Below are 20652 nucleotides of genomic sequence, written 5' to 3'. Positions count from 1 at the left end.
ATGATAACCGTAAGCCCCAGCCCTCGCCTATCTCGCCCGGCTTGCACCGACTGGCGCGAGGCCTGGCGCGCCTCCGTTACCGATCCGGCCGAACTGCTGGCCCTGGTCGGCCTGCCGGAACTGGCTGCCCGCCTGCCGGAGGACAACGCCGGATTCGCCCTGCGCGTCCCCCGCGGTTTCGTGGCCCGCATGCGCCAGGGCGACGCCCGCGATCCGCTGCTGCTTCAGGTACTGCCGCAGCTGGCCGAGCTGGACGTCGTGGAAGGCTTCGTGCGCGATGCGGTGGGCGACCTGGATGCGAAAGCGGCCCACGGCATGCTTCACAAATACGAGGGCCGCGCCCTGCTCATCGCCAGCGGCAGCTGCGCCATCAATTGCAGGTACTGCTTCCGCCGGCATTTCCCGTACGGCGACGAGATCGCCGCTGCCGGCCAGTGGCGGGACGCCCTGGCGCACGTCCGGGACGACAGCTCGATCCGCGAGCTGATTCTCTCCGGTGGCGACCCGCTGGCCCTGGCGACGCATAAGCTCACGGAGCTGACCGACGGACTGGCCGGCATTCCCCACGTCGCACGACTGCGCATTCACACACGCCTGCCCATGGTGCTGCCCGAACGGATCGACGACGCATTCATCGACTGGCTGAGCGGCCTCCCACTGCAGAAAGTGGTGGTCCTGCACGCCAATCACGCACGGGAATTCGACGCCAGTGTCGACGACGCCTGCGCCCGCCTGCGCGCGGCCGGCGTTACCCTCCTTAACCAGGCAGTACTTCTGCGCGGCATCAACGACGACGTGACAACCCAGGCCGCGCTTGCCGAGCGCTCGTTCGCGGCGGGCGTGCTTCCGTATTACCTGCACCAGCTGGACCGTGTGGCGGGCGCGGCGCATTTCGAAGTCTCCGACGAGGATGCCCTGGCGCTGATGGACGGGATGCGCAGCATCCTGCCCGGCTATCTGGTCCCGCGTCTCGTACGGGAACTTCCCGGCGAGCCATCGAAGCGCCCTGTCGTCGCCCGGGCGCGCTAGTATGTAAATTCGGTGGATGGATCTGGATCAGATCGACCGCAGGGGGGCGGCCCGACAAGGGTCGTGGGGGCAAGGCTCTGGCAAGTGAACACATGAAACACGACAACGTGATCAAGATCCTTTTCATCGAAGACTCGGTGGAAGATGCCGAGCAACTGATCAACATTCTCCGCAACGGCGGTATCGCGGTAAGACCCGCCCGTGTTACCACGCTCGCCGAACTGCAATCCAGTCTCGACGAGTTCGCACCCGACCTGGTCATGCTCAATCCGGATGTCGCCGGCATAAACGCGGCCGATGTCGCCCGCCAGCTCGATGCGAGCGGCCGCGACCTTGCGCTGCTTGGCGTCATCCCCAGCCTGACCGACCAGCTCGTCAGCGACCTGTTCGCCAGCGGTACGCGCGGCGTGGCGCTACGTACTCGCCCCGCTCAGGTGCTGGCCGTCGTCCAGCGCGAATTCGAAGCGCTGACCACCCGCCGGCAAGTGCGCAAGCTGGAAACCTCGCTGCGCGAATCCGAGCGCCGTTGCGACGCGCTGCTCGATTCGTCGCGCGACGCTATCGCATACGTACACGAAGGCATGCACGTCAGGGTCAATCAGGCCTATCTCGAAACCTTCGGGTTCGACGATTTCGACGACATTCTCGGCCTGCCCATTCTCGATCTCATCTCCGTCGCGCAGGCCGACGAATTCAAGGCGCTGCTACGTGGCCTGTCGCGCGGCGACAAGCCACCCTCGCCCATCGACCTCCAGGCCCGCCGCGCCGAAGGCGGCACATTCAAGGCCAGCGTCGAATTCGCGCATGCCACATTCGAAAACGAACCCTGCCTGCAGATCGTATTCCGCCAGCAGACGGTCGACCCTGCGCTGGTGGCCCAGTTGCAGCGCGATCCCGTCACGGGCCTGTTCAATCGCGCACGCACGCTCGCGCACATCGACGAGGCCATCGCCGCCGCGGCCGGCGGTCAGGACGGCCAGGCCGTGCTGCTCGTCGAGCCGGACAACTGGAAGGACATCGTCGGCAACATCGGCATCGGTCAGGCCGACAGTCTGTTTGCCGCCATTGCGAGGAAGGTCAGCGATGCCATCGGCGAGGAAGACATCGCCGGTGTGCTCGGCGACCACACCTTGGGTCTGATCCTGGCCCACCGTAACGATCTCGAGCACGCGGCACTGACCGAGCGCCTGCGCGCCGCGGTGGCCGAAAGCATCTTCGATGCCGGAGTGCTCTCCCTTACGATCACGCTCACCGTCGGCGGCACGCTGCTGGCCGAGAAGAACGCGAATACCGAAACGGTACTCGGACAGGCGGGCACGGCGCTACGCAACGCGCAGAACCAGGGCGGCAACCGCGTCGAAATCCACGATCCCAGCGCGCGCGAGAAGGCGGATGCCGAACGCGAGCAGTACTGGCTCGATCTCGTCCGCGAAGCACTGGACAGCGACGGCTTGCGCCTCTACCACCAGCAGATCATCAGTCTGCAGGACGCATCCGGCGAGTTCTACGAAATCCTGGTGCGCATGCGCGGTCCGAAGGGCGACGTATTGCCTTCGTACTTCCTGCCCGTCGCCGAACGCAACGGCCTGCTCCCGGCCATCGATCGTTGGGTACTCGGTCACGCGATCGACGCGCTCGCCCATCGCGAGAAAGACGGCCTGACGACCACGTACTTCGTGAAGATCACCCTGCAGTCGATGCAGGAACCGGATCTCCTGGCCTGGCTGCAGCGCCGCCTGGAAACCGCAAAACTCCGCCGGAGCACGCTGGTTATCGAAATGCCGGAAACAAAGGTGCTCACCAGCCTTCGTCCCGTGCAGGAATTCGTTTCCGGCTGGCGCAAGGTAGGTGGCAAGTTCGCCCTGGAACAGTTCGGCTCGGGCCTCAACTCGTTCCAGTTGCTGAATCACGTCGAGGCGGACTTCCTCAAAATCGATCGCAGCTTCATGACCGAACTGCCGCAGCACCCTGAGAATCAGAAAAAGATCGCCGAGATCTGCAAGGAAGGTCACGCCTCCGGCAAACAGACGGTGGCCGAATGGGTCGAAGACGCGGCGAGTACATCGCTGCTTTTCGCCTGCGGCGTCGACTTCGTGCAAGGCAACTTCCTGCAGGAGCCCGCGAAAGTGCTGGCCGAGGAATATTCGACGGTCTGACCGGAATGCCTCCCCTCGCTATGCAACTCCTGTAGGAGCCCGCTCGCGGGCGAAAGCCAACGGGGCGAGGAAGACGGGTGCTCACATCCGCAAGCCCGGTATTCCGGCTGCGGATGTCACGTATGGCATCGCCGCTCCGTTGGCTTTCGCCCGCGAGCGGGCTCCTACACGAAGGCTGTCGCCGCAAATCGCAGGCATGAAAAAGCCCGCGAACCGAAGTTCGCGGGCCCTTCGTACTGCGTACCGCGCGCTATTACTGCTTCGCGGCGGCGGCAGCGGCCTGCTTCGCAACCTTGGCGGCAGCGGCGGCAGCGATGTCTTCCTTGATGCGGGCAGCCTTGCCTTCCAGACCGCGCAGGTAGTACAGCTTCGCGCCGCGAACCTTACCCTTACGCTTCACTTCGACCGAGTCGATAGCGTGGCTGTGCGACTGGAACACGCGCTCGACGCCCGTGCCGTGCGAGATCTTGCGCACGGTGAAAGCGGAGTGCAGGCCACGGCTGCGCTTGGCGATGACGACACCCTCGAACGCCTGAACGCGCTCGCGGGTACCTTCCTTAACCTTCACATTGACGATCACTGTGTCGCCAGGACCGAAATCCGGCAGCTGGCGGATGATCTGCTCGGCTTCGAACTGTTGGAGAAGTTTGTTCATGGCACACCTGTCAATTTTTGTTACGGCGGCCGTTGTCGGCCGCACCGTTTAGCCGCGTATATTCACGGCGAAATTCATCCAGCAATGCACGCGATTCATCATCGAGCGCACGCTGCGTGAGCAAGTCCGGCCGGCGCAGCCAGGTTCTACCTAGCGACTGCTTGTGACGCCAGCGGCGAATGGCCGCGTGGTCGCCGGAAAGCAGCACCTCCGGCACGCCGCCCCATACATCGTGATGTACGGGCCGGGTGTAATGCGGGCAATCCAGAAGACCGTCCGAGAACGAATCCTGCTGGGCGGACTGCGCGTCGTTCAACGCACCGTCCTGAAGACGACCTACCGCATCGATGATCACCGCTGCGCCAAGCTCCCCGCCAGACAGCACATAATCGCCGATAGAGAGCTCCTCGTCGACCTCATGCTGCAGCAGGCGTTCGTCCACGCCCTCGTAACGTCCACAGATCAGGGCGACTCGCGGCGTTTTCGCCAGCGCCTCTACCCTAGCCTGCGTCAGCCTCGCACCTTGCGGACTGAGATAAATCACATGCACCGGTTCCGGTGCCGCCTCCCGCACGGCCGCGAGGGTCGCGCGCAAAGGATCGATCAGCATCACCATGCCCGGCCCGCCGCCGAAGGGGCGACCGTCCACGGTGCGGTAGTTGTCGGTTGCATAATCGCGAGGATTCCAGGTTTCCACCTGAAGAAGCCCGCGCTGCTGCGCCCGGCCAACCACCCCGACATCGGCCGACTGGCGGACGAAATCGGGAAAAAGCGTAACGACGTCGAAGCGCATGATCCTCAACCCACCTGCGGCACGAACCGCTTCAGAATTCAGGATCCCAGTCCACCACCACACGGCCGGCGGACAGGTCGATCGAATGCACGTACGGCCCCCTGACATAAGGGATCAGCCGCTCACGCTCGTCGTTCCGGACCACCATGACGTCGTTGGCACCGGTCGCGAACAGATGACTGATGCGACCGAGTACTTCGTTTTCCAGGGTGACGACCTCGAGACCTTCGAGATCGGTCCAGTAAAACTCGTCGCCGGCGGGTGCCGGCAGCTGATCACGGGCGACGGTAATTTCGCACCCGATCAATGCAGCGGCCTGCTCGCGATCTTCGATACCCGGCAGGTAGGCCACGAGACCCTTACCCTGCGCACGTCCGTTGATCCCGCCGATTTCCTTCTCCACACCCGGCGCGCTGAGCAGCCAGGGTTGGTATCGGAAAATCTGGATGCGGGGCTCGGTCCAGGATTCAAGCTTGACCCAGCCCTGCACGCCATAGAGTCCGACAATGCGTCCCAGACGGACGCGCTTACCGGACTCCGTCGTCATTAAGCAGCCAGCTTGCCGGCTTCTTTCACGAGGGCGCGGACCTTATCGGTCATCTGCGCACCCTTCGCGATCCAGGCCTGGACCTTGGTCACGTCGAGCTCGAGACGCTTATCAGCGCCCGATGCGACCGGGTTGTAATAGCCGACACGTTCGATGTTGCGACCGTCGCGCTTGTTGCGCTGGTCGGTCACGACGACGTGATAAAACGGACGGCCCTTGGCGCCACCGCGCGAAAGACGAATCTTAACCATAGTTACGAGCTCCAGAGTTGCCGGGTACCGGCAGGCGCACGCGAAGCGGGCGCGGTAAACGCGGCATTTTAGCGGATGTTGGGAAAAATGGAAGGCCTTTCGGCCAGTTGGGAGCGATTGCATGGCAATCACCCCCTGTTTTCGGGTCGAATCAGCGCATGGGGGGCATGCCGCCCATGCCTCCCATGCCCTTCATGGCGCCACGCATCTGCCGGAGCAGACCCTTGCTGCCGCCCTTGGAGAGCTTGGACATCATCTTTTCCATCTGCATGAACTGCTTCAGCAGACGGTTGACGTCGGCCGGCTGCGTGCCCGAACCGCGGGCCACACGGGCCTTGCGGGAGCCATTCAGCAGATCCGGGTGGCGACGCTCCTTCTTCGTCATGGAGCCGATAATGGCCACCATGCGCTTCAGTTCGCCGTCGTTGACCTTCGATTTCACGCTATCGGGAATGTTCGACATGCCCGGCAGCTTGTCCATGAGACCGGCAAGGCCGCCCATGTTGTTCATCTGCTCGAGCTGGTCGCGCATGTCGTTGAGATCGAAGCGCTTACCCTTCATGACCTTTTCGGCCAGCTTGTGGGCTTTTTCCTGGTCGACCTTGCGCTCGACTTCCTCGACCAGCGACAGCACGTCGCCCATGCCGAGGATGCGCTGGGCCACACGATCCGGATGGAACGGCTCGAGGGCGTCGGTCTTCTCGCCGGCACCCAGGAACTTGATGGGACGACCGGTCACATAACGGACCGAGAGAGCGGCACCGCCACGGGCATCGCCGTCGGTTTTCGTCAGCACCACGCCCGTGAGCGGCAGCGCATCAGCGAAGGCCTTGGCCGTATTGGCGGCGTCCTGACCCGTCATGGAGTCGACGACGAACAGCGTTTCGATCGGATCGAGCGCGCCGTGCAGCGCCTTGATCTCGTCCATCATCGCTTCATCGATATGCAGACGGCCCGCGGTATCGACGATAAGCACGTCGATCACTTCGCGACGCGCGGCGGCAACGGCGGCACGGGCGATGGCGACTGGGTCCTGCCCCGCTTCGGACGGGAAGAACGACACCTCGACCTGCTCGGCCAGCGTGCGCAACTGCTCGATGGCGGCCGGACGATAGACGTCGCAGCTGACCACCATGACCTTTTTCTTCTTGCGCTCTTTGAGGAAGCGGGCGAGCTTGCCGACCGTCGTCGTCTTACCCGCACCCTGCAGGCCGGCCATCAGCACGACGGCCGGGGGCTGGGCGGCGAGGTTCAGTTCGGTATTGGCCGTACCCATGACGGCGGTCAGCTCGTCGCTGACGACCTTGACCAGGGCCTGGCCCGGGGAAAGGCTACGCAACACTTCCTGACCCACGGCGCGGACCTTCACGCGCTCGATCAGGGCTTTGACCACCGGCAACGCAACGTCGGCCTCGAGCAGCGCGATGCGGACTTCGCGCAGGCTCTCGCGGATATTTTCCTCGGTCAGCCGGCCGCGTCCGCTCAGGCGTTTGACGGTCTCGGATAGGCGTTGGCTCAGCGATTCGAACATGGCGAGTCGGTAGTCTTGTGTAAACGGCGGATTATAGCCTTACCCGACCCCGCGCGTCCGGGAGCGCCCTGAACTCGGTCATGCGGGCGTCACGACCATGCCCGCCCGCGCAATCGTCGGTGCGCAACATCGAAACACCCCGTCCTCGCCAATGCCACTGTGTCGCATTCACGATAACCGGCCGCTATGCCACACTTCCCCGTCATGACCATCTTCGCGCTCGCCTTCGTCGCCATCGTCTTATATCTGGCTGCCGCCACGGCGCTCGCGCGGCCGCTGTTCAACGGGGGTACGCCGCTGAGCCGGGTGGCGATGAGCATGGCCGCGATCGCCGCGATCGCACACGCGGTGGTACTGCTCAGCGCCCATCGCGGCGCACTCGACCTGCATTTCTTTGCCGCGCTGTCCCTCGTTGCCTGGGTCGTGTCGGCCCTGACCCTGCTCGTCAATCTGAACCGCCCCGTCGCCGGCCTGGGCATCTTCATCTTTCCGCTGGCCGCGCTGCTGCTGGCAGTGGACGTCTTCATGGCGCCCCGCACCGCGCCGCAGCCGATGGACTGGCATATCAAACTGCATGTCACCGTGGCCCTGCTCGCCTTCGGCGTGCTCTCCATCGCCGCCGTGCTGGCGATCCTGCTCGCGATCCAGGAGCGCGCACTACGCCGCAGCAAATTCGGTCACTGGTTGCGCGCGCTCCCGCCGCTCACCCTCACGGAAGTGCTGCTGTTCCGGCTGATCGCCGCCGGCTTCGTGCTGCTGACGCTGACGCTACTGACGGGGGCGCTCTTCGTCGGCGATCTCTTCAGCCAGCACCTGATCCACAAGACCGTGCTGTCCATCGTCGCGTGGATCGTCTTCGGCACCCTGGTTTGGGGCCGCTGGCGTTACGGCTGGCGTGGCAGTCGCGCCGTAAACCTCACGCTGATCGGCATGGGCGTGCTGCTGCTGGCGTTCTTTGGCACTAAAGCGGTGCTGGAATTGATTCTTCATCGCACGGCCTGACCCGACACAGCGGTGCCTCAGCTTTCTGTGGGAGCGCACAGCGTTGCCATTTATTCCCGGCAAGCATCGATCGCCTGCGACAGGCGCTCTACCCCGATGACTTCCATATCGCCGACCTTGCCGCGTTTCGGCGCGTTCGCCTGCGGCACGACGGCACGACGGAAGCCATGCGTCGCGGCTTCCTTCAAACGCTCCTCGCCATTCGGTACCGGACGAATTTCACCCGAAAGACCGACTTCGCCGAATGCGATGGTTTTCTCCGGCAACGGCCGGTCGCGCAGGCTCGAAAGCACGGCCATCAACACCGGCAAATCGGCCGCCGTTTCCTGCACGCGAATGCCGCCGACCACATTGACGAAAACGTCCTGATCGTAAGCTGCAATACCGCCGTGACGATGCAAAACCGCCAGCAGCATCGCGAGGCGATTCTGCTCGAGACCGAGCACCACCCGGCGCGGATTTCCCAGCGACGACTGATCGACCAGCGCCTGCACTTCCACCAGCAGCGGACGGGTGCCTTCGCGCGTGACCATCACCGCACTGCCCGACGTCGGACCGGAATGCGCGGAAAGGAAGATCGCCGAAGGATTGGGCACTTCGCGCAATCCCTTTTCGGACATGGCGAACACGCCAAGCTCGTTCACCGCACCGAAGCGATTCTTAAAAGCGCGCAATATGCGGAAACGACTGCCGGATTCGCCCTCGAAATAAAGCACGGCATCGACCATGTGCTCGAGGACGCGAGGCCCCGCGATGCCGCCCTCTTTCGTGACATGTCCGACGAGGAAAACCGACGTGCCGGTTTCCTTCGCAAAACGCGTGAGTTTTGCCGCCGATTCCCGCACCTGACTCACCGAGCCAGGTGCGGCGGTGAGCTGCTCGGTCCAGATCGTCTGGATGGAGTCGATGACCAGCACTCTCGGCCGCGCCGTCACGGCCTGTTCGAGAATGCGTTCGATGCAGGTTTCCGCCAACGCATGCAGCGGCGCCAGCGGAAGGTCGAGGCGCTGTGCGCGCCCGGCTACCTGCGCCAGCGATTCCTCACCCGTGACGTACAGACTCGGCAACACCGCACCCAGCGTACCGAGCATCTGCAATAGCAACGTCGACTTGCCGATGCCGGGATCGCCGCCGATCAGTACCACCGAGCCCTCGACGAGACCGCCACCCAGTACGCGGTCGAGTTCGCCGATACCCGTATGCGTTCGCGCTTCGGCGGTCAGCAGGACTTCCGTCAGAGGCGTGATGCGCGGAGCACCGGCGGCATCGCCCGCGTAGCCCCCGCGACGCGCACCGACCGACACGGCGGCCGGACTCGAAGGCTGAAGAACGATCGCACTGAGCACGTTCCATACGCCGCATTCGGCGCATTGTCCCTGCCACTTGCTGTGTTCGGCACCGCATTCGGTGCATACATATGCGGTTTTGGCCTTCGCCATGATATCTGCCGTGTCCGATGCAAGGGATGACTTATAACGTACGAGCGTCGCACGGACCGATACGCGCGAGGATCAGACCTCGTCCTCGACGAACAGTACGCGCTTCGTCATGCCGCAGGTCAGGTCGTAAGAGATCGTTCCCGCGCATCCTGCCACCGTCTCCACCGGCAGACCCGCGCCCCAAAGCTCCACACGATCGCCGACGCGCGCATCGGGCGCATCGCGAAGATCGATGGTGATGAGGTCCATGGACACGCGCCCCACCAACGCGGCGCGGCGACCATTGACCAGCACGGGCGTACCCGTGACGGCACTGCGCGGATAGCCGTCGCCGTACCCGATGGCGGCGACGCCAATCGCCATATCTTCCGGACAGACATAGGTTCCGTTGTAGCCGACACGCTCGCCGCTGGCGAGCCGGTTGACGGCGATAAGGCGTGTCGACAACGTCATGGCCGGACGGAACCCAAAATCGCCGCCGGACTGACCGTCGACGACCGAAAGGCCATAAAGCAGGCCACCGGTGCGCACCCAGTCGCCGCGGGCATCGGGCCAGCCGAGGACCGCCGCCGAGTTGGACAGGGCACGCGAACCCTGAAGTCCCTCGGTCGCCTCGACAAAGCGCGCTATCTGCACGGCGGTTTCCGGTCCTTCGAATTCCTCCGATGACGCGAAGTGCGTCATCAGGCCGACGTCGTTGTCGACTGCGGGCATGGCGGATAGCAGGCCATGCACTTCGCGAACGCGCTCGGCGGCAAAACCCAGGCGATGCATGCCGGTGTCGGCCTTTACCCAGACCCGCAAAAGCCCACGCGCGGGATCGGCCCGGGCGAGCCACGGCAACTGGGCATCGCTATGGATCAGCGCCTCCAGGCGAAGGCGCTGCATTTCGAGAATATCGCTGGGACTATCTGGTCCGGACAACACAACGATCCGCTGCCGATGCCCTGCCGCACGCAGCCGAAGGCCATCGCCGATGGCCGCGACCGCAAAGGCTTCCGCATCGCCAGCAAGGGCACGGGCGACTCGCTCGAGACCGTGTCCGTAGGCATCGGCCTTGACGACGGCCATGACGCGCGCGGTTCCGGCCAGCGCTTTCACGCGGGCGAGATTGTGGCGCAGCGCACCCAGGTGAATAGTGGCGACAGTTGTACGACTCATGCGTCTCCAGCGCGGAACGGCAGCGCTACGAAGTGGGGTGAACGGAGAACGGCGCGCTCCGCTGAACGCGTCGCAGGAATGTTAGCAGCCCACACTGATGGGACCGCCTTTCGCACCACCGAAGCGTGCACCGGGAGAAAGCCCCGGGCGTGTCAGACCCGGGGCATTTGCGGGGCAACTGGCTCGTTGCCGCCCTTACCTACCTGGATAGCTGCAACAAGGTCGACGATACCCAACCCCGGTTGCCCATCTCGTCCTCGACTTCCCACATGGCACCCTGCTTGTTTCCGGTCGGATAAAGCATCATCCCCGGATCTAGGGAGCGCACGGGCTTGCCCGCTCCGGAGGGTGTGGACAGCAGACGGGCGGGCTTCGCTACCGTGGCCGCTTGCCGCGCGTTATCGGCGGAAGCGCTGGAAGGCAGGCCGCCCAGCTCCGTCACCAGCTTGGTATACGCCTCGAGATAGGCCATGGTGATGACCTGACCCGCCTTGGTATTCGCGTATCCGCCGACGCCAGCACCGCCCAAACCGGTGGCGCCCCACAATCGCCCATTCGCGCCGAAGCCGAAGTCGGTTTTTTCGGCGTGCCCCTCGACCATGGCAACCTGCTCGGACGAACGCACGTCGGTTACGGTCAGTACGACGTCGGCCGTTTTCGACTGCATGCTCACCCCGCCCACCAAGTTGCCTGCCGTGCCGCCGATCAGTCCGCCAAGCAAGCCGGTAACCGCACTTCCGCCAGCATCCTGATTGCTGGAGATGAGGTCAGGCAGAAGTACGTAGTCCGCCGCCTTGACCTGCCCTTTGCCCATGTTCGAGCTGCCGAGGAGCTCGCCACCGGAAGCAAGTGCGCGTTCGCGCATAGCGGCATTCATGCCCGCACCTCGATCGAGCAACGTGAAACATCCGGACTTGCTCACGAACACCTTGATCAATTTCGAGGGCGAAGGCAGTTGCTGCCCTGTCCACCAGTTCCTTGCGGCATCGGGCTCCTCCACTGAAATCGTGCCAAGCTTCTTCGTACAACGGGGAATCTCGGCCACCTTCTTTTCGTGCTCTTTCTGCGCATTCCTGACCTGAGCATTCACCTGGCATCCCGCCAGGCCCACGACTGAGGTCAGGAGCACTGCGCCCATGAAAATGCGCTTCCTGCTGCTATCCATTTTTGAGTTCCTGTCCAATATAAGTCCGGGTATTTCCGCGCATCGGGCCCGCCCGGACAAACACCGGACCCAACGGAAATGCTCTTCCACACGATCGCGGCGCACGGCACTGCGCACGCCTGTTAAACGAGGTGCGAAGCAACAAGACGATAGGGAGGCCGTACCTGCGGACACGCAACCTCGGCCCGCCAAACGATGCGCTAGCAGAAACGGACATGCGCGCGGGGAAGAACGCAGGGAGGCTGGTTATGCTTCCGGCTGGCGTTGCACCAGCCGATAAATCGATAAACGATTGCATCGAAGAACGTCCCTGTGGAGAGCCCCGGGCTCCTGCCCGGCGGTGCGCTTATCGCTGACGATGAGTGCGGTATTACTCAAAGAAAATCGGTGTGAATCGGCGCGCATCTCCATGACGGACATGACGCGCATTTCATGATGATACCCAGCGGAATCTTTCAGTACCAGCAGGCACGGAACGATAGCTAGTGAAGTTCTCCGCCTACAGACACTGCGGGCGGAAGCTACAACACACCATTAATCGAAGCTGCCAACGTACGAATCGGGCGCGAAATTCTCGAACTTGGTGTAGTGGCCGAGGAAGGCCAGCTTCACCGTGTCGGTCGGACCGTTTCGCTGCTTGCCGATGATGATTTCGGCAAGCCCTTTGTCGGGCGACTCTTTGTTGTAGTACTCGTCGCGGTAGATGAACATGATGACGTCCGCGTCCTGCTCGATAGCGCCCGACTCTCGAAGATCGGACATCATCGGACGTTTGTCGGCGCGCTGCTCCAGTGAGCGGTTCAGCTGCGACAATGCGACCACCGGCACATTCAGCTCTTTTGCCAGAGCCTTCAGTCCGCGGGAAATTTCTGAAATTTCCGTAGCACGGTTTTCTTTGTTACCCGGCACCTGCATCAGCTGCAGGTAGTCGATCACGATAAGACCGAGTCCGTGCTCGCGCTGCAGGCGTCGGGCACGCGAGCGCATTTCGACGGGCGACATCGCGGGCGTGTCGTCGATGAAGATCTTTGCATCGGACAGCATCGTGATCGCCGACGTGACGCGCGGCCAGTCTTCCTCGGCCAGATCGCCATTGCGCAGATGCTGCTGATGGATGCGGCCGAGCGACGAAATCAGACGGAACGCCAGCTGCGAGGCCGACATTTCCATGGAGAACACGGCAACGGACTTCTTGCCGCGCATAGCGGCGGCTTCGGCGATGTTCAGCGCGAAGGCGGTCTTACCCATCGAGGGACGCGCCGCGACGATGATCAGATCGGACGGCTGTAAGCCCGAAGTGAGTTCGTCGAGATCGGTGAAGCCCGTGGACAGACCGGTCAGCTGACCGCGCTTTTCATAGCGCTCGGTCAACATGCGGAACGCTTCGCTGACGGCCGTGCGCATGGACACGATGTCTTTCTTGCCGCGCGCGCCCGACTCGGCGATGTGGAACACGCGCTGCTCGGCAAGCTCCATCACTTCCTGGACGCTCTTGCCCTCGGGGCGATAGCCGTCCTCGGTAATGGAGGTGCCCGCATCGATCAGCTGCCGCAGCACCGACTTTTCGCGAACGATGTCGCCGTAGGCGGCGATGTTGGCGGCGCTGGGCGTGGAGTTGGCCAGCTCCATGAGGTAGCTTGCTCCACCGATCATCTCGCCCATGTCGTTGGCGATGAACCAGTCGCCGAGCGTAATGGCGTCGCACGGCATGCCTTTGTTGGCGAGCTCGTTGATCGCCCGCCAGATCATCCGGTGGTCCTTGCGATAGAAGTCGTCGTCCGAGAGTTTGTCGGCAACTTTATCCAGGGCATCGGGAGCGAGCATCAGACCGCCCAGCACAGCCTGCTCGGCTTCGATGGAATGCGGCGGGATGCGAAGCGCGTCGATGGCGGGATTACCGCTCTTACGCTCAGGAACAAAGGACATGGACTACCTCGCGGTCGGGCCGCCGACGACGGCGGCGTGCCTGGGAAGCCATCATACGCGGGCGCGTCGCACGCGTTGAGAGCATAACTCTGTGGATAACTTGTGGATGGCTGTGGATAACCCAGGCATCCGAGCATTCTGTGGGAGCGCGCCTGCGCGCGAAAACCAGCTCTCGTCACGGCCAGGCCAGGCGATATCGCAACCGGGCTTTCGCGCGCAGGCGCGCTCCCACAGAAAACAGTCTCGCCATCCCCAAAAAGAAAACGGGCGCCCTGAGGCGCCCGCTCACTTTGAAGCTGGCGAAGCTACCGACTTACTTGTCGGCAACCACGATCACCTTGACGGTGGTCTGGATGTCCGCGTGCAGCGTCACGGCGACTTCGAATTCGCCAGTGTTGCGGAACGGACCTTCGCTCTGGATCACTTCGCTCTTGTCGATTTCGAAGCCCTTGGCCGTGAAAGCCTCGGCGATATCGCGCGGGCTGACCGAACCGTAGAGTTTGCCTTCCGGGCTGGCGTGGACGGCAATCGTGACTTCGGCGCCTTCCAGCTTGGCCTTGCGGGCTTCGGCGCCGGTCAGCTGACCCTGTGCCTTCGCTTCGTATTCGGCGCGACGCGCTTCGAACGCAGCGATGTTTTCGGCGTTGGCACGAGCGGCCTTACCGGTCGGGAGGAGGAAGTTACGACCGTAACCCGGCTTGACGTTGACCTTGTCGCCGAGGTTGCCGAGGTTCTTCACTTTCTCGAGAAGGATGAGTTCCATGGGTATTCCTTTCTTTTCGTTAGCACGGATTGGGCCCCATGCAGCCAGGACGGTTGTCCGAAAGATGTCTTGAGGAATGCCCCCTCGTTACCGAGGGGGCAGTCGATCAGACGTCGTGGTTGTCGGTGTACGGCAGCAGCGCCAGGAAACGGGCGCGCTTGATGGCCGTGGCCAGCTGACGCTGGTAACGAGCCTTGGTGCCGGTGATGCGGCTCGGAACGATCTTGCCGTTCTCGGTCACGTACTGACGAAGGGTGTTGAGATCCTTGTAATCGATCTCTTTGACGCCTTCGGCGGTGAAACGGCAGAACTTGCGGCGGCGGAAAAACTTGGACATGTCGTGCTCCCCGATTAGTCGTCGCTGTCGCGATCGTTGTCGCGATCGTTATCGCGGCTGCCACGGCGGTCGTCGCCGCTGTCGTCGTCGTCACGGCGACGCGAACCCTTCTGCTCGTCCTTTTCCTTGCTCTTAAGGATGAAGGACGGCTCGAGGTCGGCTTCGTCGCGGCGAACCACGAGGTGGCGCAGGACGGCGTCGTTGAAACGGAAGCCCGTCTCGAGTTCGTTCAGCGCGTTCTGGCTGACCTCGATGTTCAGCATCACGTAGTGAGCCTTGGCGAGGTTCTCGATCGGGTACGCAAGCTGGCGGCGGCCCCAGTCTTCAAGACGGTGGATTTTGCCGCTATCGCCCTCGATCAGCGCCTTGTAGCGCTCGATCATCGCGGGCACCTGCTCGCTCTGATCCGGGTGGACCAGGAAAACGACTTCATAATGACGCATGGTGTCTCCTTGTGGATGCACCCCTTCCGGGGATGGCAGCCTCCCGCATGGCGGTGAGGCAAGAAGGCCGTCCGGACGGACAGCCAGCCGCGCATTGTAGCGGCGAATGGGGATACGGGGCAATCCCGTGAAAAACCAGGGTGCCGGCAGACCTCAGCCGGTCGTGTCTCAGCCGGTCGTGAAACTCTCGCCGCAGCCACATTCCCCAGTCGCATTGGGGTTGTGGAAAACGAACGACGCGTTGAGACCCTGCTTCTGGAAGTCGATCAGGGTGCCGTCCACGAGGGGGAGGCTCTTCGGATCGACGATGACCTTGATGCCGTCGATATCGAGGACCGAATCGCCCTCGGCCACCGCGCTGGCCAGATCGACCACATAACCGAACCCGGAACACCCCGTGCGCTTCACGCCGAAACGCACGCCGGCGGCGCCGGGAGCCGCGGCGAGGAAGCCGCGCATACGGTCGTTGGCCGCGGGAGTGATCTGAATCGTCATAAAAAGGCCAGTTATCTCATTTAACGTGCGAACGGGTCGCCGTTCACCTGACGCCTACATTATCATCATGGGTCGATCTACATGCGCCGATATGCGGCGCTCCTGACGGAGTTTCAATCGATGACGGTGGTAAGCGTCAAGCAGGCCCTGGCCGGAGGCACCTCCCCGGCCGAGCAGGAAGTCACGGTTCGCGGCTGGGTTCGTACCCGGCGCGATTCCAAGGCCGGACTGTCCTTTGTGAACGTGAGCGACGGCTCCTGCTTCGACCCGATCCAGGTGGTCGCTACCGCCGACCTGCCCAATTACGAAACCGAGGTGAAGCACCTCACCGCCGGCGCCGGCCTGATCGCGACCGGCAAGCTTGTGCCCTCGCAGGGCAAGGGCCAGGCGTACGAGATCCAGGCCACGCGCATCGAGGTCACGGGTTTCGTCGACGACCCGGAAACCTATCCGATCCAGCCCAAGCAGCACTCCATGGAGTTCCTGCGCGAAGTCGCCCACCTGCGCCCGCGCACCAATATGTTCGGTGCCGTGACCCGCGTGCGCCACACGATGATGATGGCCATCCATCGCATCCTGACCGAACAGGGTTTCTTCTGGATCAATACGCCGATCATCACAACCTCGGACGCCGAGGGCGCGGGCGATATGTTCCGCCTGTCGACGCTCGACCTGGCCAACCTGCCGCGCGACGACAAGGGTGCCATCGATTTCCGCAAGGATTTCTTCGGCCGCGAGGCGTTCCTAACCGTGTCCGGCCAGCTCAACGTCGAAGGCTATGCCATGGCGATGAGCAAGGTGTACACGTTCGGCCCGACCTTCCGCGCCGAGAACTCCAACACCACGCGCCACCTTGCCGAGTTCTGGATGGTGGAGCCCGAAGTCGCGTTCGCCGACCTGTCCGACATCGCCGACCTGGCGGAAACCTTCCTCAAGGGCATCTTCAAGGCGGTGCTGGAAGAACGCGCGGACGACATGACCTTCTTCGCCGAACGCGTGCAGCCGGACGCGATCAGCCGTCTCGAAGCCTTCATCGCGAAGCCGTTCGAGCGCATCGATTACACGGACGCCGTGACGATCCTGCAGAAGTCCGGCAAGAAGTTCGAGCACCCCGTCGCGTGGGGCATCGACCTGCAGACGGAGCACGAGCGCTTCCTCGCCGAGGAACATATCGGCCGCCCCGTGGTCGTTATGAACTACCCGGAAGCCATCAAGGCTTTCTATATGCGCCTCAACGACGATGGAAAGACCGTGGCGGCGATGGACGTACTCGCGCCGGGCATCGGCGAAATCATCGGCGGCGCCCAGCGCGAGGAACGCCTGGATTATCTCGACCGGCGCATGGACCAGTTCGGTCTCGATAAGGACATCTACAGCTGGTATCGCGACCTGCGCCGTTACGGCACGGTGCCGCACGCCGGTTTCGGCCTGGGCTTCGAACGTCTGCTCGTTTACGTCTGCGGCCTCGCGAACATCCGCGATGCCATCCCGTATCCCCGTGCGGCAGGGAGTGCCGAGTTCTAAAGACCGATCATGTCCCCGACCCCACTTCGTATCGCCATCACTGCCCTGATGCTGCTCGCACTCGCTGCGTGCAGCAGCATCGTGCCGCCGAACTTCCGTCGACCGGAAAATCCCACGGGCACGATCGACCTGGCGCGCAAGCAGCTCCAGGGCGCCGCGCCCTGCTGCGGCAGTTTTGCCGACCTGTCGTATCAGGACATGCTGCCCTGGCAGCCGAAACGCTTCGAACTGGGCGCCAATAGCCCGGTCGCCAACCTCAACGGCGATCGCAGCTATTTCCTTGCGTTCCGTCTGCCCGGTGCGGCGAAGCTGCCGTATACGATCTCGATGAAGTCCGAACTCAACGGTCGCTGGCTGAGTTCCAGCTACCTGTTCGCCCCGACCGCGGTGCTGCTGGACGATGCCTTCCAGCCGATCCACTCCGAAGACGTGCAGCTCTGCGAGTACATGGGCTGGACCAGCGAGACGACCGGCGCGTTCGGCAACATCAAGGTCATGGACGACAAAGCCCGCTATCTGGTGATCTATTCGTCCGCCAAGCAACAGGCAGCACAGACGTATTGGGAGCAATCGCCCACCACGTTCTCGGCCGAAGCGCCGGTCAAGATGAATTCGGCGGGCAGCTTCAAGATTCCGCACGGCCCCGATGGCGTGGTGTACGTCGGCATCGAAAACGACACTTACCGCAAAGCCGTCCAGAACGCGGTATGCGGCAAGTCGCCAGGCGGCAAGGGCGTCATCTCGACCATTCGTTCGGTCGTGGACAACGACCTGCTCCGCCGCAAAATGGACAACCCGAAGGACAAGGGCACCTGAGGCCCGGGACACTAAGTGCTCATTCTCTACATCCTGCTTCTGTTCGCCGGCATCGGCGCCTTCCTGCTGAGCTTCGTCGCGCAGTACCGCTTCGCGTCCATCCTGCGGCAGCGCTACCCGGACCAGTGGAAGATCATCGCGGTGCCCGATGAGGGAAAACCCAGCGGTGTCCGCACATGGATGCGCCTGCAGCACGTATTGCGCTCCGAAGCGCCGCACCTTTTCGAAGACGCCCAGTTGTCCGCGTGGCAGCGCCGCTGGCGCATCGCACCGCGGATTGGCTGGATCTGCTGGTTCGCGGCCATCGCCATCCGCTGGTTTGCCGCCCACTGAGGAACACGCCATGCAGTTGGATCTGACGGGGCGCCACGCGCTCGTTTGCGGTGCCTCGCAGGGCATCGGTCGCGCTATCGCACTGGAACTGGCCGAACTAGGCGCCAGCATCACGCTGCTGGCGCGCTCGGCCGACGCACTAGCCGCCGTCGCGGCGACCCTGCCGACCAGCGCAGGCCAGGTCCATCGCTACGTAGTAGCGGACACTCTCGATACCGCCCGACTGGCAAGCGTCGCCATCGACGTAGCCAAACGTTCGCCGGTACACATCCTGGTGAACAACAGCGGCGGACCGCCGGCAGGTCCCGCTCACACCGCCGAACCCGACGCATATCTCACGGCGTTCCGGCAGCACCTCATCGCCGGACAGACGCTCGTCCAGGCCGTTCTTCCCGGCATGCGCGAGGCGGGCTACGGGCGGATCGTCAACATCATCAGTACGTCGGTGAAGGAACCTCTCCCCAACCTCGGCGTATCCAACACCGTACGCGCCGCCGTGGCCAGCTGGGCCAAGACGCTGTCCGTCGAACTCGCCGCGGACGGCATTACGGTCAACAACGTCCTGCCCGGCTATACGCGTACGGCGCGCCTCGATGCCATCGTGGCCAACGGCATGCGCTCGTCCGGCAACAGCCAGGCCGACGTCGAGCGGGGCATGCTCGCGCACGTTCCCGCGGGGCGCTTCGCCGATGCGGCCGAAGTAGCGGCGGTGGCGGCCTTCCTGTGCACCCCGGCCGCCGCTTACGTCAACGGCGTGAGCATTCCCGTCGACGGTGGACGGACGCGCTCGCTCAGCTGATGCCGCCGGTCGGTCGACGGATTAGACTGACCCGATGATCATCCTCGCGAATCTGATTAACGGCCACGCAGCGGCTTCCCGCTCGGGCCGCTACCTCGACGTCGTCGAACCGGCCAGCGGCGGCGTTTTTGCCCGCTGCCCCGCGTCCGGCGCCACCGATGTCGCCGCCGCCGTCGAAGCTGCCGTGCGCGCCGCCCCCGCCTGGGGACAAACCCCCGCCGACGAGCGCGCCCGCATCCTGATGCGCCTGGCCGATCTCGTCGAAGCACGACTCGATATCTTCGCCGAAGCGGAATCGCAGGACAGCGGCAAACCCGTCGCCCTCGCCCGCCGACTCGATATTCCCCGCGCCGTCGCCAACCTGCGTTTCTTCGCCTCCGCAATCACGCAATGGCAAACCGAAGCGCACGCCATGGAACAAGGCGCGATCAACTACACCCTGCGCCAGCCCATCGGTGTCGTCGGCTGCATCAGTCCGTGGAACCTGCCGCTTTATCTCTTCACCTGGAAAATCGCACCCGCGCTCGCGGCCGGCAACGCTGTCGTCGCGAAGCCTTCGGAAGTCACGCCATTTACCGCGTGGTTGCTCGGCACGCTCGCCGACGAAGCCGGCCTGCCGCCCGGCGTGCTGAATATCGTGCATGGCACGGGACCCGATGTGGGTGCCGCGATCGTCGGGCATCCGTCGGTCAAAGCCGTCTCGTTCACCGGTAGCACGCGCACGGGTGCGGCTATCGCAAGCGCCGCGGCGCCGGAGTTCAAGAAAGTGTCGCTCGAACTCGGCGGAAAAAATCCCGCCGTCGTCTTCGACGACTTCGATTTTTCCGATGAAGCCATGGCGACTATCGTGCGTTCGGGCTTCGCCAATCAGGGCGAAATCTGCCTGTGCGGCTCGCGGTTGCTCGTGCAGCGATCGATCTATGCGCGCTTCCGCGACCTGTATCTGGAGCGCGTCCGCGCGCTGCGCGTAGGCGATCCAAAAGATGCCGCAACGGATATCGGTGCCCTCGTGTCGCATCCGCACTTCGACAAAGTCACGGGCGCCATCGAACGCGCGCGCGCCGAAGGCGGCAACGTGCTCTGCGGTGGCAACCGGATAACCCTGGAAGGACGCTGCGCCGATGGCTGGTTCGTCGAACCGACCGTCATCGACGGCCTCGCGCCGGAAAGCGTCACCAATCAGGAAGAAATTTTCGGCCCCGTCGTTACGCTGATTCCGTTCGACGACGAGGAAGACGCCTTGCGTATCGCCAACGGAACGCCGTATGGACTCGCCGCCTCCGTGTGGACACGCGATCTTGGCCGCGCCCACCGCTTCGCCGCGCGCCTCCAGTTCGGCATCGTCTGGATCAACTGCTGGATGCTGCGCGACCTGCGCACGCCGTTCGGCGGCGTGAAACAGTCCGGTGTGGGACGCGAAGGCGGCACCGAAGCCCTGCGCTTTTTCAGCGAAGCCAAGAACATCTGCATCGACTACCGGATCTGAC

Annotated in this window: 21 protein-coding genes; 8 read left to right on the top strand and 13 right to left on the bottom strand. The window is 63.5% G+C overall.

All coding sequences use genetic code 11. The features are described 5' to 3' along the window. Positions 1 to 1029 carry an EF-P beta-lysylation protein EpmB gene (epmB, locus tag EC912_RS00700; protein WP_132141229.1) on the top strand — a complete coding sequence of 343 codons (1029 nt, stop codon included), beginning with the start codon at positions 1 to 3 and terminating at the stop codon, positions 1027 to 1029. A gap of 92 nt (positions 1030 to 1121) precedes the next feature. After that, complete coding sequence (locus EC912_RS00695; protein ID WP_132141228.1) at positions 1122 to 3185, top strand: EAL domain-containing response regulator; 2064 nt, start codon at positions 1122 to 1124, stop codon at positions 3183 to 3185. A 253-nt stretch (positions 3186 to 3438) separates the two neighbouring features. Here EC912_RS00695 and rplS read toward each other — a convergent pair whose 3' ends face one another. The 5 genes from rplS to ffh form a co-directional block, all read right to left on the bottom strand. After that, entirely contained in the window at positions 3439 to 3840 is a 402-nt protein-coding gene (rplS, locus tag EC912_RS00690; RefSeq protein WP_132141227.1) for a 50S ribosomal protein L19, read from the bottom strand. 10 nt (positions 3841 to 3850) lie between these two features. Continuing rightward, the gene (trmD, locus tag EC912_RS00685) at positions 3851 to 4633 is read right to left on the bottom strand and encodes a tRNA (guanosine(37)-N1)-methyltransferase TrmD (RefSeq protein WP_132141226.1); all 783 of its coding nucleotides are present in this window, start codon (positions 4631 to 4633) and stop codon (positions 3851 to 3853) included. Between the two features lie 31 nt (positions 4634 to 4664). Next, on the bottom strand, positions 4665 to 5180 hold the full coding sequence (gene rimM, locus EC912_RS00680) for a ribosome maturation factor RimM (RefSeq protein ID WP_132141225.1): 516 nt from the start codon (positions 5178 to 5180) through the stop codon (positions 4665 to 4667). Continuing rightward, positions 5180 to 5431, bottom strand: a complete 252-nt coding sequence (gene rpsP, locus EC912_RS00675) for a 30S ribosomal protein S16 (protein ID WP_132141224.1) — start codon at positions 5429 to 5431, stop codon at positions 5180 to 5182. The genes rimM and rpsP overlap by 1 nt, the downstream gene beginning before the upstream one ends. A 151-nt stretch (positions 5432 to 5582) precedes the next feature. Next, the gene (gene ffh, locus EC912_RS00670) at positions 5583 to 6962 is read right to left on the bottom strand and encodes a signal recognition particle protein (protein WP_132141223.1); all 1380 of its coding nucleotides are present in this window, start codon (positions 6960 to 6962) and stop codon (positions 5583 to 5585) included. A gap of 204 nt (positions 6963 to 7166) precedes the next feature. Between ffh and EC912_RS00665 the strand changes: the two genes are divergently transcribed. Continuing rightward, positions 7167 to 7964: a cytochrome C assembly family protein gene (locus EC912_RS00665; protein ID WP_132141222.1), complete on the top strand. Its 798-nt coding sequence runs from the start codon at positions 7167 to 7169 to the stop codon at positions 7962 to 7964. Between the two features lie 50 nt (positions 7965 to 8014). On the opposite strand, the gene radA is transcribed toward EC912_RS00665, so the two are convergent. From radA to EC912_RS00625, 8 genes are all read right to left on the bottom strand, one after another. Beyond that, on the bottom strand, positions 8015 to 9403 hold the full coding sequence (radA, locus tag EC912_RS00660) for a DNA repair protein RadA (RefSeq protein ID WP_132141221.1): 1389 nt from the start codon (positions 9401 to 9403) through the stop codon (positions 8015 to 8017). Between the two features lie 72 nt (positions 9404 to 9475). Continuing rightward, entirely contained in the window at positions 9476 to 10564 is a 1089-nt protein-coding gene (gene alr / locus EC912_RS00655) for an alanine racemase (protein ID WP_132141220.1), read from the bottom strand. Positions 10565 to 10763: 199 nt separating this feature from the next. Beyond that, positions 10764 to 11729: a CsgG/HfaB family protein gene (locus EC912_RS00650; protein ID WP_243649093.1), complete on the bottom strand. Its 966-nt coding sequence runs from the start codon at positions 11727 to 11729 to the stop codon at positions 10764 to 10766. A 534-nt stretch (positions 11730 to 12263) separates the two neighbouring features. Further along, positions 12264 to 13655 (bottom strand): replicative DNA helicase, encoded by a 1392-nt coding sequence (locus tag EC912_RS00645; protein WP_132141219.1) that lies wholly within the window; start codon positions 13653 to 13655, stop codon positions 12264 to 12266. Between the two features lie 313 nt (positions 13656 to 13968). Then, entirely contained in the window at positions 13969 to 14418 is a 450-nt protein-coding gene (gene rplI, locus EC912_RS00640) for a 50S ribosomal protein L9 (RefSeq protein WP_132141218.1), read from the bottom strand. A 106-nt stretch (positions 14419 to 14524) separates the two neighbouring features. Further along, positions 14525 to 14755 carry a 30S ribosomal protein S18 gene (rpsR, locus tag EC912_RS00635; protein ID WP_056006113.1) on the bottom strand — a complete coding sequence of 77 codons (231 nt, stop codon included), beginning with the start codon at positions 14753 to 14755 and terminating at the stop codon, positions 14525 to 14527. 14 nt (positions 14756 to 14769) lie between these two features. Beyond that, entirely contained in the window at positions 14770 to 15198 is a 429-nt protein-coding gene (gene rpsF, locus EC912_RS00630) for a 30S ribosomal protein S6 (protein ID WP_132141217.1), read from the bottom strand. Between the two features lie 168 nt (positions 15199 to 15366). Further along, positions 15367 to 15693: a HesB/IscA family protein gene (locus EC912_RS00625; protein WP_132141216.1), complete on the bottom strand. Its 327-nt coding sequence runs from the start codon at positions 15691 to 15693 to the stop codon at positions 15367 to 15369. Positions 15694 to 15813: 120 nt separating this feature from the next. On the opposite strand from EC912_RS00625, the gene asnS reads away from it, so the two are divergent. The 5 genes from asnS to EC912_RS00600 are packed head-to-tail and all read left to right on the top strand — an operon-like array spanning position 15814 to position 20651. Next, positions 15814 to 17217 carry an asparagine--tRNA ligase gene (gene asnS / locus EC912_RS00620; protein WP_132141215.1) on the top strand — a complete coding sequence of 468 codons (1404 nt, stop codon included), beginning with the start codon at positions 15814 to 15816 and terminating at the stop codon, positions 17215 to 17217. Between the two features lie 9 nt (positions 17218 to 17226). Then, positions 17227 to 18033, top strand: a complete 807-nt coding sequence (locus EC912_RS00615; RefSeq protein ID WP_132141214.1) for a MalM family protein — start codon at positions 17227 to 17229, stop codon at positions 18031 to 18033. 15 nt (positions 18034 to 18048) lie between these two features. Beyond that, positions 18049 to 18366 (top strand): hypothetical protein, encoded by a 318-nt coding sequence (locus EC912_RS00610; RefSeq protein ID WP_132141213.1) that lies wholly within the window; start codon positions 18049 to 18051, stop codon positions 18364 to 18366. A gap of 10 nt (positions 18367 to 18376) precedes the next feature. Continuing rightward, positions 18377 to 19165, top strand: a complete 789-nt coding sequence (locus tag EC912_RS00605) for an SDR family oxidoreductase (protein WP_132141212.1) — start codon at positions 18377 to 18379, stop codon at positions 19163 to 19165. 34 nt (positions 19166 to 19199) lie between these two features. After that, positions 19200 to 20651: an aldehyde dehydrogenase gene (locus tag EC912_RS00600; protein ID WP_132141211.1), complete on the top strand. Its 1452-nt coding sequence runs from the start codon at positions 19200 to 19202 to the stop codon at positions 20649 to 20651. The last annotated feature ends 1 nt before the right edge of the window (position 20652 follow it).

Source organism: Luteibacter rhizovicinus (assembly GCF_004342265.1).
Lineage (GTDB): Bacteria > Pseudomonadota > Gammaproteobacteria > Xanthomonadales > Rhodanobacteraceae > Luteibacter > Luteibacter rhizovicinus_B.
The sequence above is the reverse complement of the archived record's forward strand: the minus strand, read 5'-3'. Positions and strand labels throughout refer to the sequence as shown.

Excerpts from the sequence above, each read along its gene's own strand:
- epmB (WP_132141229.1), top strand. The coding sequence starts at position 1 with ATGATAACCGTAAGCCCCAGCCCTCGCCTATCTCGCCCGGCTTGCACC.
- EC912_RS00695 (WP_132141228.1), top strand. The coding sequence starts at position 1,122 with ATGAAACACGACAACGTGATCAAGATCCTTTTCATCGAAGACTCGGTG.
- rplS (WP_132141227.1), bottom strand. The coding sequence starts at position 3,840 with ATGAACAAACTTCTCCAACAGTTCGAAGCCGAGCAGATCATCCGCCAG.
- trmD (WP_132141226.1), bottom strand. The coding sequence starts at position 4,633 with ATGCGCTTCGACGTCGTTACGCTTTTTCCCGATTTCGTCCGCCAGTCG.
- rimM (WP_132141225.1), bottom strand. The coding sequence starts at position 5,180 with ATGACGACGGAGTCCGGTAAGCGCGTCCGTCTGGGACGCATTGTCGGA.
- rpsP (WP_132141224.1), bottom strand. The coding sequence starts at position 5,431 with ATGGTTAAGATTCGTCTTTCGCGCGGTGGCGCCAAGGGCCGTCCGTTT.
- ffh (WP_132141223.1), bottom strand. The coding sequence starts at position 6,962 with ATGTTCGAATCGCTGAGCCAACGCCTATCCGAGACCGTCAAACGCCTG.
- EC912_RS00665 (WP_132141222.1), top strand. The coding sequence starts at position 7,167 with ATGACCATCTTCGCGCTCGCCTTCGTCGCCATCGTCTTATATCTGGCT.
- radA (WP_132141221.1), bottom strand. The coding sequence starts at position 9,403 with ATGGCGAAGGCCAAAACCGCATATGTATGCACCGAATGCGGTGCCGAA.
- alr (WP_132141220.1), bottom strand. The coding sequence starts at position 10,564 with ATGAGTCGTACAACTGTCGCCACTATTCACCTGGGTGCGCTGCGCCAC.
- EC912_RS00650 (WP_243649093.1), bottom strand. The coding sequence starts at position 11,729 with ATGGATAGCAGCAGGAAGCGCATTTTCATGGGCGCAGTGCTCCTGACC.
- EC912_RS00645 (WP_132141219.1), bottom strand. The coding sequence starts at position 13,655 with ATGTCCTTTGTTCCTGAGCGTAAGAGCGGTAATCCCGCCATCGACGCG.
- rplI (WP_132141218.1), bottom strand. The coding sequence starts at position 14,418 with ATGGAACTCATCCTTCTCGAGAAAGTGAAGAACCTCGGCAACCTCGGC.
- rpsR (WP_056006113.1), bottom strand. The coding sequence starts at position 14,755 with ATGTCCAAGTTTTTCCGCCGCCGCAAGTTCTGCCGTTTCACCGCCGAA.
- rpsF (WP_132141217.1), bottom strand. The coding sequence starts at position 15,198 with ATGCGTCATTATGAAGTCGTTTTCCTGGTCCACCCGGATCAGAGCGAG.
- EC912_RS00625 (WP_132141216.1), bottom strand. The coding sequence starts at position 15,693 with ATGACGATTCAGATCACTCCCGCGGCCAACGACCGTATGCGCGGCTTC.
- asnS (WP_132141215.1), top strand. The coding sequence starts at position 15,814 with ATGACGGTGGTAAGCGTCAAGCAGGCCCTGGCCGGAGGCACCTCCCCG.
- EC912_RS00615 (WP_132141214.1), top strand. The coding sequence starts at position 17,227 with ATGTCCCCGACCCCACTTCGTATCGCCATCACTGCCCTGATGCTGCTC.
- EC912_RS00605 (WP_132141212.1), top strand. The coding sequence starts at position 18,377 with ATGCAGTTGGATCTGACGGGGCGCCACGCGCTCGTTTGCGGTGCCTCG.
- EC912_RS00600 (WP_132141211.1), top strand. The coding sequence starts at position 19,200 with ATGATCATCCTCGCGAATCTGATTAACGGCCACGCAGCGGCTTCCCGC.